Annotated in this window: 8 protein-coding genes and 1 tRNA gene; 6 read left to right on the top strand and 3 right to left on the bottom strand. The window is 65.7% G+C overall.

The window, feature by feature from the left end; genetic code table 11:
* Positions 1 to 102 precede the first annotated feature (102 nt).
* From MMSR116_RS17405 to MMSR116_RS17390, 4 genes are read left to right on the top strand one after another with little or no spacing between them, the layout of a single operon-like run.
* Positions 103 to 3,528 carry an STY4851/ECs_5259 family protein gene (locus MMSR116_RS17405; RefSeq protein ID WP_010686556.1) on the top strand — a complete coding sequence of 1,142 codons (3,426 nt, stop codon included), beginning with the start codon at positions 103 to 105 and terminating at the stop codon, positions 3,526 to 3,528.
* Between the two features lie 28 nt (positions 3,529 to 3,556).
* Positions 3,557 to 9,799 (top strand): DEAD/DEAH box helicase, encoded by a 6,243-nt coding sequence (locus tag MMSR116_RS17400; RefSeq protein ID WP_010686557.1) that lies wholly within the window; start codon positions 3,557 to 3,559, stop codon positions 9,797 to 9,799.
* Between the two features lie 39 nt (positions 9,800 to 9,838).
* Positions 9,839 to 11,698 (top strand): DUF262 domain-containing protein, encoded by a 1,860-nt coding sequence (locus MMSR116_RS17395; RefSeq protein ID WP_432419873.1) that lies wholly within the window; start codon positions 9,839 to 9,841, stop codon positions 11,696 to 11,698.
* Complete coding sequence (locus MMSR116_RS17390) at positions 11,695 to 14,031, top strand: DUF262 domain-containing protein (RefSeq protein WP_010686559.1); 2,337 nt, start codon at positions 11,695 to 11,697, stop codon at positions 14,029 to 14,031. Before MMSR116_RS17395 ends, MMSR116_RS17390 begins: the two co-directional genes overlap by 4 nt.
* 64 nt (positions 14,032 to 14,095) lie before the next feature.
* Here the strand turns inward: MMSR116_RS17390 and MMSR116_RS17385 are convergent, their stop codons facing one another.
* Positions 14,096 to 15,202: a helix-turn-helix transcriptional regulator gene (locus MMSR116_RS17385; RefSeq protein WP_010686560.1), complete on the bottom strand. Its 1,107-nt coding sequence runs from the start codon at positions 15,200 to 15,202 to the stop codon at positions 14,096 to 14,098.
* A 186-nt stretch (positions 15,203 to 15,388) separates the two neighbouring features.
* On the opposite strand from MMSR116_RS17385, the gene MMSR116_RS17380 reads away from it, so the two are divergent.
* A complete protein-coding gene (locus MMSR116_RS17380; protein ID WP_010686561.1) occupies positions 15,389 to 15,739 on the top strand; it encodes a hypothetical protein in 351 nt (116 codons plus the stop codon).
* A gap of 719 nt (positions 15,740 to 16,458) precedes the next feature.
* On the opposite strand, the gene MMSR116_RS17375 is transcribed toward MMSR116_RS17380, so the two are convergent.
* Positions 16,459 to 17,124 (bottom strand): hypothetical protein, encoded by a 666-nt coding sequence (locus tag MMSR116_RS17375; protein WP_039894513.1) that lies wholly within the window; start codon positions 17,122 to 17,124, stop codon positions 16,459 to 16,461.
* Positions 17,125 to 17,317: 193 nt separating this feature from the next.
* Positions 17,318 to 17,394: transfer RNA gene (locus MMSR116_RS17370), tRNA-Arg, on the bottom strand.
* 186 nt (positions 17,395 to 17,580) lie between these two features.
* On the opposite strand from MMSR116_RS17370, the gene MMSR116_RS17365 reads away from it, so the two are divergent.
* A complete protein-coding gene (locus tag MMSR116_RS17365; RefSeq protein WP_010686563.1) occupies positions 17,581 to 18,009 on the top strand; it encodes an RNA polymerase sigma factor region1.1 domain-containing protein in 429 nt (142 codons plus the stop codon).
* Positions 18,010 to 18,036 lie beyond the last annotated feature (27 nt).

The raw sequence follows: 18,036 nt of genomic DNA, 5'->3' as shown, positions 1-18,036 counted from the left end.
ACGTGCACAACGTTTCAACCTCGTCCGAGGGACTCACTCGTCGTCTGACGACAGGTTTCCTCACGCCACACTTGAAGTCGATCGCGCAACACGCCAGTTACCATGAACCCGGCAACGCTCAACCCGTTCGCGTTCACGGCCAAGCAGTTTCTCACCCAGCACGGGCTCGACCAGCCTGATGGGCGGCAACTCTACAAATACCGCTTGAGCGATGAGGCTTTCCTCGCTCTGCGCACCTTGATCGGCCGCTGGCCCGCGCGCTCGCAGATGGTGGATTCGTCGTCGCGGTATATCGGTGCAGTGTTCTGCCTGTTCGTCGCGGAATGGTTTCGGCGCGACTTCCAGGAGGGGCAGTGGAGCTGGGACGGCCCCTGCGGCGCCGTCGGGCTGGCGAAGGACTTCCCGACGCTGCATGGCCTCACGGCGACCGGTCTTGGCTTCTGGCGCCAGGGCCTCTTGCGCGGCGTGGATAACAGTCGAGAGTACCTCCACTCGCTCATCGTGCAGGGCGGCATCCCAACCGCGTTCGCCGCGCGAGGCGAGGGCTGGCTCTCCGCGTACGTACGCGCCGTCATGGGTGATCTCGAAGCCGGTGCGGATCTGTCATCCGAGCAGGCGCTGCGCCACGCGCGCTTCCACGATCACCGCGTGCCCGTCTCGTTCCGCGTGGCGCCGTTCGTCGAGATCGTCGCGCAGCTGAGCGCCCGCCTGACCGAGCTGCGACGCGAGGCGCGGGCGGGGGCGGGTCAGAGTGACGTTGTGGGCTGGCTCGACGGATTCTCGCCGGGCTGGCGCGAGAGCCTGCCGATCGCGATGGCCGATGGGTCCGCCGCGCGCATGATCGAGGGCCTCGTCCGCCTGCGACCTGATGCCGAGGCCAACGGCTCCGTGACGGTCGAGCGTCTGCTCCTGCGCGATCCCGCATGTGGCGGGTACCGCTTCGCGGCTCGCCTAGCGCTCGACGGGACGCTCGATCTCACCCAACCGCTCCCGCCCGACGTGTTTGCCGACCTCGCGCGCCAGACACGCGCGCGCCTCTTCCCGAGCGGATCCACCGCCGAGCGCGTCACTGGTTGCTTGGCGATCCTTGAGCCGCCCGAGTCGGACGAGACGACGCGACGCGCGGATGGCCGCCGTCCCTGGTCGGCCCGCGCTGTCCTGAGCGAGGCACGGCGGCTCCTCGCGCCGTTCCCGTTCGACGCAGACGTCGAGGTGCGCCTGCACGCCGACAACCGCGATGTAGCGACGTTCGTGCTTCCGGCCGGGCGCCGCGTTCTTGAGAGCGTCCTAAGCTTCCGCGCAATCGATGACGAAGACACGCCCCGCGAGTTGCGTCTGATCGGCTCGGGAAGCGTGCGAACGCGCGAGGCTGCCCTTTACTTCACGGTCGCGGACGCCGCGGACGCGCAGATCACCTGCGACGCCGGCACGGCCGAGACCATCGCGCGGTTCGCCGGCCTCACCCTCCACCGTCTTACCGGGCAGGCCCGCATCACCACCCGCGATGGCGTGATTTACCGCCTGCGCACGGCCAGCGACGACGAGGTTGCCCTTCGCCTAGATCTCAGTGGACCGGCTCCAGACGATCTGAGCGCGACAGTACCTTTGTTCTGCGGCCTGCCCGCGATTCGCGTCCTGCGTCCGGGCAACGTCATGACCTCGGCCCCCGTGGGCGGGCTGCGCTGGCGCCCGCTCGGAGTTGGGGCCGGGTGGCAGACGCTCGATCGCGGCAGCTCCCCGATCGGCCTCATCGAAGTCGGGCTGTTTGAGGACGACGCGTTACAGGACCGTGTGCGCCTAGCCATCGTGCCGGCGGGTGCACGGGTTCGTCGACCGCGCCCGCCGCGCGATGCCGCCGCCATCGTCCTGGAAGGCTTCGGCGCGGTCACGTTCGAACCGCGCCCGCGCGATCCGCAGATCACCGTGACGCAATCGCGTGATCCGGTCGCTGACAGCGTCGCCTTGACCGCGCGGTCCGATCGCCCGCTCCCGCAGCGCCTGCACATCGAGTTGCGTCGACCGGGACGGGCCGGGTTCGAGGTGCAGGTCCCCCTGATCGGCTGCGAGGTCGCGTTCTATGCCGCCAGCGGGCGTCGGCTGCGTGAGCGTGCTGAGATCGGGCTAGCGGATCTGCGTGGCCTCACCGTTGAAGCCTCAGCGCCGGGTCGCATCGACGGCGAAGTCCACGCACGCGGCTCGCGCGGCGAGATCTTGCGCTTCACCCGCCGGTTCGAGAGGAGCTTGCCGGCCGCGGCTCTGCGTGCAGAGATCGAGGCGCTGCTGGCTGCCTCCGACGACCTCGACGCGGTGATGCGACTGACCGCGTCCGTTGGGCCCACCGAATGCCGCCTCGATGTCCGGCGCTACGCCCTGGCGTTCGAACCGGACCCGGCGGGTTTGCGCGTCGAGGCGCGCAGCGGTCAGGCATGGCGCGCCCGCCCGGAGGATGAGGGCGGCGCGATAGCACTTGTCGCCCGGCGGTTCGCGGACCTGTGCGGGCCGGAAATCCCATTGTCCGTGCTGGCGTCCGCAGACTTCGCAGCGACTGCGATAGGGCTGGCGGACGTCGAGGGTCCCGTACTGTACTACGCACGCCGGTGTGCGGACGGGCGCGTCGCCTCGCGTCCGCTCCTCGCTGCTGGGGGTCGCGCTCCGGAAACGGATGCCGCGCCGGCCTCCGATCGCCTTGCGCAGGCTCTGCTGATGCCGGCGCGCAACTTGCGCGAAGAGGCCGTCCGCGCCTGCTTGCTCGACCTCGGGCGGGGCCGGTATCCTGAGGCCGCGGACGCGATCCTCGCGCTCGTGCGGACCTTCAGCGACGTTCTGGCTCCGCAGACCTTCGATCTGCTGCGCCACCTGAGCGCCGAACCACGGGCGATGGTCGAGGTGATGGCGCACGCGCAGGCTGACGACTTGCCGCTCGTGCTCTCCCTCGAAGAGCAGCTCCCGTTCGCCTGGGTGTCGAGCCCGCTCACCGCTTGGATGAAAGCCTTCGTCCGGCGTCGGGAACGTCTCGAGGCCGCGCTCAGCGCCGCCTCATCCGATCCAACCTGGCGTGCGGACCTCGCCACGCGCGAGGCGTGCGGCTTTCTCGACGGGCTCGAGGCGATCGCGCCCGCCCTCGCGATCCACGTGCGCGCCGCCAAGCTCGGCCTCGGGGTCGGAGATGCCGCCGAAGTCTTCGGGAGGGGGCTCGACGGGCGCGTCCTTGCGCAACGCGTCAGGACCCTGGCGAGCGCGTGCGTCGGACGCAACCAAGGTCGCGATGACTGGCCGCGGCACGCCTGGATCCGAGGCGACAGCGCGATCAAGAACCTCCTGCCGCTCGAGCTTTCCGTCTTCGCTGAGATGGCGCTGCCGATGCTCGACGCGCCCTACGTCGCGGCTGCGCTTGCTCTCGGTCAGGCGAAACCGAGCGCGGATCTCGAGCGGCGTCTGCGCGTCTGCCGCTTCTACGATCCGGCCTATTTCGAGCTGGCCTTCCCGCATGCTGTGCGCTGCCTCTGGGCGCGGTTGAGCGCAGCCTGATCCAACGTTGTCAGGAAGTTTCTTGGCCATGAACCTCGTGCGACCCGCCGCCGCCTTCGGGACCCTCGATCGCATCGCGGCGCGCTCGACCGCTGCGGTCCTCGGTTGGTCGGCCCTGCGCTCGCAGGCTCTGCGCGCGCATCTCCTCGCCACCATGCCGGCGGGCGGCGATCCGAACGCGTTCCTGGCCGAGCCGATCATCGAGGCGGCGCACGGCTGGGCGATGGCACGCGAGACCTTCGGGAGTTTGGCAGGCACACTCCTGAGCGAGAGCGTGGTGGCGGCTCTCGACGGCCGCGATCTGCCCGATCCGGACGGGCGCGAGCGCTACCGCCTGCCGCGCGACCGCCACCCTTACACGCATCAGCTCGCCGCTTGGCGTCATCTGCTAGCCGATACGCCCCGTTCGGTCCTCGTGACCTCCGGCACCGGTTCCGGCAAGACAGAGTGTTTTCTTGTGCCGCTGCTCGAGCACCTGGCGCAGGCCGCGGCCGCCCGGGGCGGCCCGTTGCGCGGTGTTCAGGCGCTCATGCTCTATCCGCTCAACGCGCTGATCAACAGCCAGCGCGAGCGCCTATCGGACTGGACGCGGCCCTTCAAAGGCGATCTGCGCTTTTGCCTCTACAACGGCGAAACGAAGGATCAAATCCCGGCCGCCGAACAGGCGAAGACGCCGGAGGAAGTCCGCTCGCGCCACCTCTTGCGCCGCGATCCGCCACCCGTCCTCGTGACCAACATCACGATGCTGGAGTACATGCTGATCCGCAAAGAGGATCAGCCCATCCTGCAGCGCTCGCAAGGACAGCTGCGCTACATTATCCTCGACGAGGCCCACTCCTACGTCGGCTCGCAGGCCGCGGAATTGTCGCTGCTTCTGCGTCGCGTGATCCGGGCCTTCGGCGTCGAGCCGGAGCAGGTGCGCTTCGTGGCTACGTCAGCCACGATTGGGCGCGCGAACGATCCGCGCACACTCGACGCGCTCGCCGCTTTTCTCGCGGAGGTCGCCGGCGTGTCGCGAGACGCTGTCAGCGTCGTCGAGGGACATCGGCAGCCCCCGACTCTGCCGCCAGTGCGCGACGCCCTCGCCTTGCCCACGCCCGAGGAGCTGGCGGTCGCCGACCCGCTGTCGCTGTTCGACCGCCTGGGCAGCACGCCGGCGTTTCAGCGCGGCTTCGCGAGCCTTGTAGCTGGTCCGCGCACGGCAGCCGAGTGGTTCAAGACCGTTGGTGTCTCCCCCAACCACGGCGACGCGCTGCTCGCCGCCGCGGCCCGCGCGCGCAAAGTCCTGTCCGGCGAGACCCCGACACACCTGCAGCCGCTCAAGGTACACGGCTTCCACCGTACACAAGGCGGTCTATGGGCCTGCGCCGACAGCAATTGCCGCGGACGGGCCGGAACCCTTCTCGATGGACCGGACTGGCCGTTCGGCGCGGTGTTCCAGGAGCGGCTCGATCGCTGCACGCACTGCGAGGCCCCGGTGTTCGAGGTGGTCTTCTGCAACCAGTGCGGCGAGACGGCGCTCGATGCGCTGCGCGAGGCGGATCGTGAGGGGATTGAGCGACTGACGCCTGCGCGCGCGGCGCGCACGGAGGACGAATTCCTCACTGAACTCGTCGAGGAGACGCCCGAGGCCAACTCCGAGGATCCATTCGCCACTAAAGAGACCGTCGATCCCCACCGCGTGCTGATCACCGCGCCGGCGGCGTCGAAGGCGCGACCGGTCGTGCTAGCGCGGGCGACCGGCACCATCCTCGACGCGGGCGAGCCGGGGACGCTCGCGCTGCCCCTGACGAGCGCGGACCAATGCCCGCACTGCGGTGTGCCCTTCGACGGCAAGGGCCTGCGCCTGCAGAATTTCCGGGTCAGCGGTCCGTTTCTCCTGGGCAGCATCGTGCCCGAACTCGTGAGCGGCGCCGAGCCGTTGGCTGGCAACCGCGAGACGCCGGGCGTGCTGCCGGCAGCCGGCCGGCAGATCCTGACCTTCACGGATAGCCGCCAAGGCACCGCCCGCCTCGCGGCCAAGCTGCAGCGCGACGCGGAGCGAAATCACGTGCGCGCGCTCCTCTATCACGGTGTGCAGGCCCAGCCTTTCCTGACTTCGGATCTGCGCCAAACGCTCGAAGCGAAACAGGCAGAACTTGCTCAAGTCGATGCGGCGATCGCAGCTAACCCGGCACTCGCGAGCGTCCTGTCCCTCGGTCGCCGGCCAATAGTCGACGAGATCGCGCGCCTACAGCCGAGCGAGATGCGCCTGACCTGGGCGGACGCGCTGCAGATGATTCAGAAGGATGAGATCTGCCGGCGCTGGATCCGAGAGGCGATCTGGACGGAGCGCGAGGCGGCCTTCTCGGATGAGACTACCTTCGCGCGTTTCCTCGTCCTGCGCGAGATCATCCGGCAGCCCAGGACGGCGAACAGTCTCGAGACCATGGGACTTCTGCGCCTATGCTTTCACCACATCGAGGAGAGGGTCACGACCTCTCCCAGCGCATTCGCTCGGCACGGGGGCACGCTTGCCGACTGGCGCGACTTCCTGACACTCGCGCTGACGCGGGTGTTTCGCGGCAACGTCGCCGTCGACACGGACCGGGAGATCCTGCATTGGATCATGCCGGACGTCCCGAAGCGGTTCATCGTCCCGCCCGGCAGCAACACATACGGCGATAAGAAGCTGCGCGCGTGGCCGCAGCCGTACGCGACCTCGGCACGACGGCCCATCATCGTCTCGCTCCTTGCCGCGGGTCTGAAGCTCGATTTCGACAATCCGGCGCACCGCGACGATCTCATCGCCTGCATGGGACACGCGTGGGAGGCGATTTGGCCGCTGCTCAAGGCCGACTCGGTCTCGGGCACGCAGCTCGATCCCGAGAAGATCACGCTCGCGCCGGTGCGCGCGGCTTATCTGTGCCCGATCACGCGTCGGATCGTTGATCGCACCTTTCGCGGCCTCTCGCCGAACCCGCGCGCGCCCGGCGACGTCTTCCTCCCAGCCGAACCGATCGCGATGCCGAGCTTCCCATTCGCGTTCGGGCGCAGCGGCGTCTCCGCGGTGGAACCAGACGCGATCGAGGCTTGGCTGAACGAAGATACTGACGTGCGTGCGTTGCGTCAGCGCGGCCACTGGAGCGATCTGCACGACCGCATCGCGCGCCAGGATGCCTTCTTCCGCTCGGCGGAGCACTCCGCCCAGCAACCCGGACGCCGGCTGCGCGCCTACGAGACGGCGTTCCGGCGCGGCCACATCAATGTGCTCAACTGCTCGACGACAATGGAGATGGGCGTCGACATTGGCAGCATTGGCACCGTCCTGATGACCAACGTGCCGCCCTCGGCGGCCTCATACCGGCAGCGTGTCGGGCGGGCGGGCCGGCGTGGCCAGGCGATCGCGCTCTCCCTCACGCTGTGCAAACACCGGCCGACCGAGCTGTCGGTGTTTCGCAACCCCCTCTCTCTCCTCACCCGGACAATCGCGGCCCCAACGGTCTCGCTCGACAGCGCCGTGATTGCGCAGCGCCACGTCAACGCGCTCCTGCTCGCGCGCTTCCTGGCCGCGACGGGCGCCGAGTTGCCCAAGCTTGAGGTCGGCTACTTCTATGGGCTCTACGCCGACGGCACGCGCGCCGCTCCCGGCGAATCCCCTGCCGAGGGTTTGCTCGGCTGGATCGATGCCCCGACGACGCGCGCCGACGCTGGCCTCGTCGCTGACCTCAGCGTGCTCCTGCGCGGCACCCCGTTTGAGGCCCGTGCCGAGGTCGCAATCGACGGCACGCGGGATCAGCTGAGCGAGCTCCGGTCTGCCTTCGAGCAGGAGTGGGACGTTGTTCGCGCCGATCTCCTCGTGGCTGCGAAGGAGCGGAGCGCAGCACACACGGCGCTGAAAATCGCCATGCAGCGCCTGACTGGGGAGTACCTGCTGGCCGAGCTCGCCTCGCACAGCTTCCTGCCAGCGCACGGCTTCCCGACAGACGTCGTACCCTTCGACAACTCGAACGCTTTCATCAAGGAGCGTCGGGCCCCGGATCAAGACGACGACGCTTCGAAACGCCTGCGCCATCGCGATGCGCCTTCCCGCCAGCTCGACCTCGCAATCCGTGATTACGCGCCAGGTTCGGAGATCGTGCTCGACGGGATTGTCTATCGATCCGCGGGCGTGCGCCTCGACTGGAAGCGTCCCGCGAGCGAGTCGAGCGTCCCGGAGATTCAGTCGCTGCGCTTCGCCTGGCGGTGTGAGCGCTGTGGGGCGACTGACACTGCGCACCGGCAGCCTGAGGCGTGCCCAAGCTGCGGCGAGGCCGGACGCGCGCTCAAGTGGCATCGTTACCTACGCCCGTCCGGATTCACGTGCGACCCCGTGACGAAACCACATTCCGAGATCGAGAGCGTCGCCTTCGTGCCGCCACGTCTGCCCTGGGTGGCGGCACGCGGTGGCGCGTGGACGTCGTTCTCCGATCCCGAGGTTGGACGATTTCGTGCGAGCCGCAACGGGATGGTGTTTCACTACACAACCGGAGCAACGGAGCACGGTTACGCGGTCTGCCTGTGCTGCGGACGCGCGGCTCCGGAAACGGGTCCGCGGGAGGACGCACCGCCGCTGCCCGGCGAGATGCTGGCGCATCGCCCCTTGCGCACAAGCCGCAAGGAGCAGCCGATCTGCGATGCGCAAGACCGCCCATTCGCCATTCAGCGCCATCACTACCTTGGTCACGAAACGATTACGGACGTCCTCGAACTGCAGCTGACCGGGCTTGAGGGCCCGGCGATCGGTTACCCAATTGCTGCGGCTTTGCGCGATGCCCTGGCCCAGAAGCTCGGCGTTGAGCCGGGGGAGATCGGCTTCGGGATCACGCAAACCCGCGAGGCTGAAGGCACCGAACCGCGCTGGTCGATCTTCTTGTTCGATCGAGCTGCTGGTGGCGCTGGTTTCTCCGTGTGGGCCGGACCGCATCTCGTCGAACTCTTGGGGTCGACTCGTGCGATCCTCGACTGCCGGCATGGTCAGCATTGCCGACAAGGGTGCGTGGACTGCGTGCTTTCGCGCGACCTTGAGAACCAAACAATTGACCGGATCGGCGCCCTTTCGTTCATGAAGGAGCGCGTCTTGCCGCGCTTGGCGATCCCGGCAGAGGACCGTCTGTTTGCCCCGGCAGAGACGTTTGCGGAGATGCAGCCGCTTGCCGACGCCATCATGCGCGAGATGGAGAAGAAGCCTGACGTCGGACTGACGCTCTGGATCGATGGCGATCCCAAGGACTGGGATGTGGCGCGCTGGCCTGCCGTTTCGCTCGTTCGGCGCTTGGCCCTGCGCGATCGCAAAGTCGAGATCGTTGGGCCGAAAGCACTTCTGCAAGGGGCAGACGAGAGCCTGCGCCTCACGATCTTCGGCTTATTGATGCGCTCGGGTGCCACGGTGCGCCAAGTGACAAAGCCACGTACCGTCGGAGCGGGGGTCGCACTGGCGCAGGTCGGCGATGCGACAAGCGGGATCCTCTGGGCGAGCCGCTCGCGCGAAGGTTGCCTTCCCGGTCCAGCTTGGGGAGGAGACGCCGAAGCGCCGATCGTCCGCGGTCATAGCGAAGGCCTCATGGACTCTGGCGACGTCATCGACGCCACAGCTTTTTTGCGTCCCGCGCCCGACACAGTGCTGATTGATGTCGGCTCGGAGCTGAACGGCGCGATTGAAGCGTTCGGATCGAGCTTCTGGCAGCTCCTAATCGCCAAGGTTCCCGTGCTGGCACATTACGCGCGAGGGCAGACGCCACTCACGAGCATGGACTATTCGGATCGCTACCTCCTCGCACCACTCCCGTTGCGTCTGATCATAGAAGTGCTCGCGCACGCACCGGGCCGCACGTCGCAGACGACGATCAGGGTCGCGACTGCCCAGGGTGGATTGAACCGCCACGCCACGTCTCCGAGCTACATCGAGCACGATTGGCAGCACGATCCCCACTGTCACGCAGTCACGGGGACTCTGCTCCGAGGTCTCAGTACGCGCGCCGTCCTACACCGCGGCGACAAACGAAACCTTCCACACGGCCGCACACTCACGCTGCGCTACGCGGACGGAACCAGTGTGCGCATCGTTCTCGATCAAGGTGTGGGCTATTGGCGCCCGCTTCAGCGCGGCACACGCTTCGGCTTTCAGCTGTCCGCAGCGGGACAGGCGGAGAATTTGCGCACCGCCAAGCTCCAGGTGCAGGCTTCATCCACACATCGCACTTGGATCGTGGTGACGCGGACCGCCGCTGCCTCCAGCTCGAAGCCTGGGTGATCGCGTTCCGGCCAGCTTGACCGCAGGCCTCGACGAAGCATGCATGATTGCAACTCAAATACGCACGGTACTGCGATGTTGCCAACAGTCCCTGTGATGCCACGGCCGCATCCATCGATCGAGCTGCGATGCGTATCCCGGCTCCTCACTGACGATGAAGGTGTACCAGCGCGCTACTTCGTCCCAGCTTTTCAGCGTGGATACCGGTGGTCCCGTATACAGGTGACCCAGCTGCTCGATGACATTTGGGAGTTTATTCAAAACAGCGAGGGCAAGGAAAAATCGGCCTTCTACTGCCTCCAGCCGCTGGTTGTTCGGCGCAAGGAAGATGGCAGCTATGAAGTCATCGACGGACAGCAACGTCTTACCACGCTATTCATCCTCCTTGCGCATCGCAAGGACATCATCGCGCTGCTCAGCAAGACATCGTTCAAGATCGCATACGAAACACGCGACACCGCCTTCCTCGAGGCGATCGACCTCGAGCGAACGAACGAGAACGTCGATTTCTTTCACATCGGTGAAGCTTGGCGCGCGATCGATGCTTGGGTGAAGCAGCACGATGGGATGCACACCCTGAAGCTCCTGCAGCACCTCCTCAACGATGATGAGGCGGGTCGCAACGTGCGGGTCATCTGGTACGAGTTGGCGCGCGGGGACGACGCCATCGCAGCTTTTACCCGACTCAACGTCGGCAAGATCCCGCTTACCGAGACCGAGCTAGTCAGAGCGCTATTTCTGCGTCGGGCGGCGAACGACGAGAGCGGGGGCGCCGTAGGCTCGCCAGGCCGGTTGTCGCTGAGGATTGCTTATGAGTGGGACCAGATCGAGAAGCGCTTGCAGGATAATGCGGTCTGGTACTTCCTCCAGAACGCTAGCATCGGCGAGGCCAACAGGATCGGGCTGGTCTTCCGCTTGGCGGCGCAGATCGCGGACCAGGACGTCACGGCAGATTATGGCGTTTTCGCTCACTTTGCTGGGGTGCTCAGCACAGAGCGCAGCGCCGAGCGAGAATGGCAGCGGGTGAAAGATCTATTCATGACGCTGGAGGAATGGTTCGAGGATCGCGAACTGTTCCACATCCTCGGCTTCGTGCTTCAGCGAGAACACGATAGCATCGGCAACATCGCAGCACTGGTTAAGGAAAGTCGAAACTCCAGAAAGGCAGCGTTCGCTGCGAGCCTGCGTGGACGCGTATTCCGGATGTTGTTGCACAAGAACATTGACGCCATGGCTGCGGACGAGATCGCTCGTCACGTGGACTCGCTTTGTCGTGACATCGGCTACGGCGACGGCCGCATCCGTGACCTAATGCTTCTGTTCAACCTCGCCACGTTGCTTGAGCACCCGCACTCGAACGTGCGCTTCCAGTTCGACAGTTTCAAGCGTGAATCGTGGGACATCGAGCATGTCCGCTCGGTGAGCGACCAGCGCCCGGACAGGCCAAACGAACAGCAGGAATGGCTTCATCACTGTCTGGCGTTCCTGCGCTCATCGACAAACGATGGATCGTCGGCACTGGTGGAGCGGATTGAGACATACCTGGCAACCGATCGCACGAGCCGCGAGGATTTCAGTCGAATAGACGGCGACATCCTCACGTACTTTGGGGAGAAGGTTACTGAGCCTGACCACACGCTCGGCAACCTCACACTGCTCGATAGCGGGACCAACCGCAGCTACAAGAACGCCGTGTTTGCTGTGAAACGCGAGCAGTTGCTGCTGCGGGATCGGGCAAGCGTGTTCGTGCCGGTATGCACCCGAAATGTCTTTCTCAAATATTACAGCCGAGAGGTCGGCAATATGATGTTCTGGACTACGCAGGACGCCCAGCATTACGCCGACGCCATCGCGCACACGCTCACACGGTTCTTCGCCAGCGAGGCGCTCACTCAATGAGAACAACCTTCAGCAAATTCGTTGAGCATCATGGTCGTGTCGAGATTCCATTGATTCAGCGCGACTACGCGCAGGGACGGCCGGATCAGCACATCGTGCGCGATGAGTTCCTCGCCGATCTACGGCAGGCCCTGATCCTGCCGGCGGGCGATCCCAAGCTGCCGCTCGACCTCGACTTTGTGTATGGCAGCGTAATCGGTGATGCATTCAGACCACTCGATGGGCAGCAGCGGCTTACGACGCTGTTTCTCCTTCATTGGTACTTGGCTTGGGTTGATGGACGGCTTGACGATTTCCGTTCTCGCTTCGTCTCGGCAGCTGAGTCTCGGTTCGCCTATGAGGTGAGACCGTCGAGCCGCGATTTTATCAATGGACTGTCACTCTACGAACCCACGCCCGCGAGCACGGACTGCGTCGATCTCGGGGCCTTGATTGCGGACCAGCCGTGGTACTTCCGGAGCTGGCAGTTCGACCCGACGATCCGCTCTGCAATCAGCATGCTGGACCGGATGCACTTGATATTCCGTAATGAAACCGGACTTTTTAGCCGACTGATCGATGACGAGCTTCCCGCGGTCACTTTTCAGGTCCTAGACCTGAAGAAATTCGATCTATCGGACGATCTATACATTAAAATGAATGCCCGCGGGAAACCGTTAACGCCGTTTGAGACGTTCAAAGCGCGATTTGAACGCCATCTCCAGAGCTCATTTCCGAATGAGCGTTTAGAAGTCTGTGGCGGCAGGTCCATCGCTGATTTCTTTGCACACGAGATCGACACGCGTTGGTCGAATTTCTTCTGGCCATTCCGAGATCTACGGACGGCGACCTTCGACGACGCAATCATGAACTTCATGCGCGTCGTGATCGCTGTCACGCGTGCGCCGGCGGCGGACAGCACTACGGCGGACCTTACGGAGCTGCGATCCGCAGAGCCCAGCACCTACACCTGGTTTCACGACCGTGGCTGGCTCGATTGGGACATGATCGCTGCACTGACGACACTGCTGGTACGGTGGAGCGCCGGTCCGGAGCCGTTCCGCCGCCACCTCCCTGCGAACCAAAATTTCGATGAGTTGAGTGTTTTCAAGGATATCATCGCGCAGCCGACGAAGTTGAAGCTAGATCAGCTCGTACAAATTGCTGGCTACGTACAGTATCTTGTCGCGACATGCGGTCCGGTCGATCCGGTGCGCTTTGCCGCGTGGATGCGCGTTGTCACGAACCTTGCCACAAATACGGATTACAACCGGCCTGATGATCTGCGCCGCAGCCTCGCCGGTGTTCGGGACCTTGCGGCCGGGATGGACGACATCACGGCCTATCTCGTTCAGCCCGGTATTGAGGTACAGGGCTTCCTTCGCCTCCAAGTCGCGGAGGAGCGTATAAAGGCGCACCTCATTCGTTTGGGCGCTGGCTGGCCGGAGCGGATAGGACGGGCCGAGGGACACTCCTATTTCCGGGGCCAGATCGGCTTCCTGCTGCGGTTTGCCGGCGTCGATTTGGACGCACCGGAGGCGGAAATCGCACGCTTGGATGCGTCGACGGCGGCAGATCTAGTCGAGCCGTTCGAGCACTACCTCGATTGCGCCTCGCAAATGTTTGACGATCTGCAAACCGACCCAGCGGGTGCCGGCCGTGTCTGGGAACGCGCGCTGCTGACCGTTGGCGACTTCCTGCTGCCAGTGGGGCGGAACCACTCGCTGCTTGTCATCACTCAGGACGAGCCGTGGAGTTGGCGTCGCCTCCTGCGCAACGCGGCGGAGGGTCGCGACGAAGGTCGCGTGCTGCGCGATCTGTGGGACAAATTAGATTCGTCAGCAGATTGGTCTGCGACGCTTGCAACGATCGTCGCGACTGACGCCGGCGTCGATCTATGGCGCAAGGTAATTCGCGATACTCCTGAGATCTACAGCTTCGGCAGCGCCAGGATGCTACGATTCGAAGAGGATCGAATATATCCCCTGCGCAGACTGCAAATGAACGGCGCGCGTGCCGAGCTGCATACTTTCGCGCTTCATCAAACCCTAAAACGAATAACGCATCCTGCCCTGCGGAAGAGCGAATACTCCGAGACGGTTGGCTGGAGCGAGGAGCCGCATTCTCAGATAGAAGTTGCACACGGCAGTGAGGCGGTGACATTCGGCTTGATGCTCTACGAGGCGCCCGACCTCTACGGACTCTATCTCGAGACCCCGCAGTCGCCTGGACCGGATTTGAAAGCGATCTTGTTAGGGGAGGGGTTCAGTGAGATTGATGAGTGGTGGACGAAACACACCAGTCCAACCGATATGAAGGCCGATGTGCTATCATTGCTCGAAGCCTTTCACTGATATACGTTTTAATTAACCGCTCGTTCGACGTTGGAGGATCATACTGGACAGCCTTCGCCCATACTTATCCCACTAGGCGAGGGTTGTTCAGCGAGGGCCTTACAGCGTCGATGCCATCGATCGGGTCAGCATCGACGCACCGCGCCTCTGAAGGGACCGTGTCCTCGGCACACGCGAGCGTCGTCGCGGCTTCGTCCAAAAACGCGCGGTAGTGAGCTCTCAGGACCTCGGGGCCGAGTATCTCGACATGGCGCCCCCAGGTGAAGAGGTGCCATACCATCTCCGTCAGGCCTGAGGCCCGGAAGGTAACCGTGACCCGACCCCGATCATCGGTGGTGACCTGCTGGTCAGGATGGAAGCGGAAATGTCTGACGTCTTCGGCCACCTCGGGTGCGAAGCGCCAAACGATGTCGAAGGTCTTCCCATCCCAGAACGCGCCGAAGGACCGAGCGGCATAGGCCGGCAAGTCGAAGGTCTCGTCGCGCACGAAGGTCTCACCAGTCAGGCGCACCCGCTCGATGTTGGCGATTGCATAGAGGCGGTGCTCGCAGACCTTCGGATGCGGGTTGAAGCCGACGAGATAGGTGCGCGAGCCGGTGAGGAAGCCGTAAGGGTACAGGATTGGGTATGAGAACGAGCCCGTGTCGCGGCGTCGATAGACCAGGCGTACCGCGTGGCAGGCGAGGACAGCCTCCCGCAGAACTAAGAGGATCTCCGGCGCGATGGTCTCCTGGGGACCAGGTCGGGCGACGACACCGGTCGCGGCAAGCAAATTCTCGAGGTTCGCGTCGATGCGTCTGAACGCGTGCCGATTTTGATTGGCTTCGAGCTTGGCTGCGAGGGTATCCAGTCGTCCTGCCTCGTGGACGAGCCCTTGGCGCCGCGCCCTGTCCGCCGCGACGCGCAGCTCCGTGAGCTCGTCGAGCGTTGGGGTCTGAAGCGGTGCTAAACGCCCAGCAGGAACGCGCCAGATCTTCGTGCCGTCGTCGCGGGTGAACGAGAGGAGACCGCCCGGCAGGAGGCGGTGTAGCGTGTCGCGGAGCCGCTCGGCGGTCCGGCGGTTGACGCCAACAGTCTCAGCCATCTGGTCGAGCGTTAGACCGCCGCGCGCTTCGGCCAACGCGAGGCCTAACGCCAGCAGGCGCTCGGCGGGTGCGTAGCGCGTCCCCATCGGCCTCAGCTCCCAATCCCGCGTCCGCTTCTGTCGTACGGATGAGGTTTATCCCTCACGACGATCCGATCAAGGGCCGCGGCGCACCGCCGGCCGCCGGGAGCTTGGGAAGGTGGCATGGCGTGGGGAACGCGTGCGATCGGACGGGGCGAGATTAGCCGGTATCAGGGGGAAGCCCACCGAGCCGTGACGATCGCTGAGAGTGGCGGTTTTGTCACCTGCACGCTCGAGGCCGAGAGCGTGAAGGCTCTGAAGGATGCCGGCATCGTGGGCAATGGCGCGAAGGCGCGCCCTGACGGAACGATGATCCGCGACGAGTACAACGCGCTCCTCGCGCGCCGGCAACCTAGCGAGGGCACAGACGCGGCCTTCCAGCGCTTGCTGAGCCGCGACCCTGCCGCCTTGGAAGCGGCGCATGCCCGCGTCGTTAAGGCCCGGCGGCGGGCAGCGGCACCGTTTACCCCGAAGGCGGAGCTTGCCGCGCTCGCCCGCGCGGCGGTGGCCGAGCGCGATCATCTGATCGGCCGCGGCGCATGACCGCTGCCGTACTGAGGAGGGCCTCACTATGGTTGCGCTCAGAGCATCGATCGCAGGGCGTACATGATCCTCCGGACTATCATCGCCTGGTCTCTACTCGCGCTCACCGGGATCGTCCTTGCGGGCACGGGAGCTCGTCTCCTACCGCAGGCTCGTAGGGCGGCTCTGGTGCTGCGAGCCGCCGACGACCCGCCCGCGCTTGCCGATCTGCGGCTGACGGATGTCTTGAGCCCAGAGCGCGTGACCACCGAGATCGACGCCGCCCTCGCGGCCGAGGACGACGAACTCGCCCAGAGCTTGATCGACCTCGCGGACGGCCGCGGCATCTCGGTCAGCGCCGACCAGCGTGAGCGCGTGGCGTCTGCGCGCAGCAACACCGCCTATCGCACGGCGCGCGCTTTCGCCACAGGCGCGATGACCGGCGAAGCCGAGAGCGCGGCCGGCCTCGCCGGGACATTGGTCGCGGATGTCGCCGGTGTGGGCGACATCCGCGATCTAGTGCGTGAGGCGCCTCTCTGCGCGCGGCGAACGGCAGCAGCCTCACGTTGCGTGAGGAAGTCGAGCGCAGCGTTCGCTGCCCGATTGTGGAAGTTGGCCATTCATCGCCCCCGGGGCCGCCGTGTGCATGGCGGCGTCTGTCGGAGCGATCTGGTCGGAGAAGGATCAGGATCTCAACGTTCGAACCGTGCTGTGCGAACCGTGAAGGGTCGACGGTTGGCTCAGCGCTCGCGCCGAGGTTTGGGGTACTGGACTCCGTGGTACGGCACGCAAGGGTCGGGTGGGCGCTTTCCCGTGAGATCGCCGGGCTGCCCGCCACCGTCGAAGTCCGGATGCCCGAGGTAGCGCGCCAGATTGAGCGCCCTCGATTGCGACATCTTCACGCCCGGAGGCGGGTTCTTGGCGATCCAGTCCGCCATTAGTTCCTTCGAGAACCGGTAGTCGGCGGTGAGATCGAAGCGCTCGGCAACCTCGAGGAGGTAGGCGACTAAGGGCGGGGTGTAGGCCTGCTCGGCGGGGTTCGGGGCCTGCGGTGCCGGTGTCAGCAGCCGCTCGAAGGCCGCTTGGTCGACGAGAAGGTAACCGGACACCGTCCGGCCCTCGAGCGGCACCTTGACCAGACAGCTCTCGTAGGCGTGGGCCCAGAGGCCCGATCCGTTCCACAGCCAAGCCGGGATTGGGTGCTGCCGCCCCGTTTCCTCGAATACGAAGGCGGGCACCCGATCGTGCGCCAAAGCCTCGCGAATCGAATTGCGCGCGAGATCCCGGACGCGCGGCCAGTCGATGTCGGTGTCGGCGCTGCGCTCGCGGCTGTCGCCGTAGAACAGGCGAAGCGCCTTATGCAATTCGAGACGGTCGGTTGGGGTGCGTGTCGCGACGGGATGCATCGGCAAGGGATTCACCCACTCCCGGGCTCAGTAATGCGATCGACGAGGCCCGCTCGTCGCTACGACGGGCCCGTCCGCGCTGCTCAACGAGCCCGCGATGCGCCGGAGTTACGGCAGGAAGCATTTCTGTAGCCCGGCTGTAGCCCACGCCGTTACGGCTACGCCAGGCGCCAGGCTAACCTGTTGATTAAAATGGCGCACCCGACACGATTCGAACGTGTGACCTTTGCCTTCGGAGGGCAACGCTCTATCCAGCTGAGCTACGGGTGCTGGCCGTGGCCATTCCCTAGCCCAACCGCGCCGCCAGCGCAACGGCGCCGGCGCGCCCGGATCATCGGGAGCGGATCGGCCGGACACCGGCCGGCGCGCCCGGTCGGCACGGCCCGGCGCGCGGTAACCGCATCAGACGTGGCGGGTTCTCGTCCGGCAGACGGAACTCGGTAGCGGGGAGGGGACATGGCGCAGACCATCGATCGCGGGACGCTCGACCGGCTGATCGCCCTCGGGCGCGACCAGGGCGAACTCTCCGCCGAGGACCTGCGGGCCGCGCTTCCGGTGGAGCAGATGGATGTCGATGCCCTCGTCCTCGTGATGCTGGAACTCGAGGCCGCGGGGGTGAGCGTCGAGCCCGACGCCTTCGGACCGCCGGCGGAGCGGCCGTTGCCGGGCTCACCGGTCCTGCCGGCCCGCGCGCCCGGGCCCGTCCCGCCCGCACGTCACGCCGACGGCGCGGGCGCCGCCGCGGCCCCGACCGCGGACAAGGCGGGGCGCGGGGCCGCGCCGCAGGAGCCGGCCGCCGACGACCGGGCCGACGCCACCCGGGCCGTCGCCCTCGCGGGCGCGGCGACGCTGCTCGTCATCGGCGCCCTGCTGCTGATGCTGTGAACCCCGGGGCGGAACGCTTCCGCCGAC

The sequence above is a fragment of the Methylobacterium mesophilicum SR1.6/6 genome, assembly GCF_000364445.2.
GTDB lineage: Bacteria > Pseudomonadota > Alphaproteobacteria > Rhizobiales > Beijerinckiaceae > Methylobacterium > Methylobacterium mesophilicum_A.
This window is presented reverse-complemented; position numbering and strand designations above follow the sequence as displayed.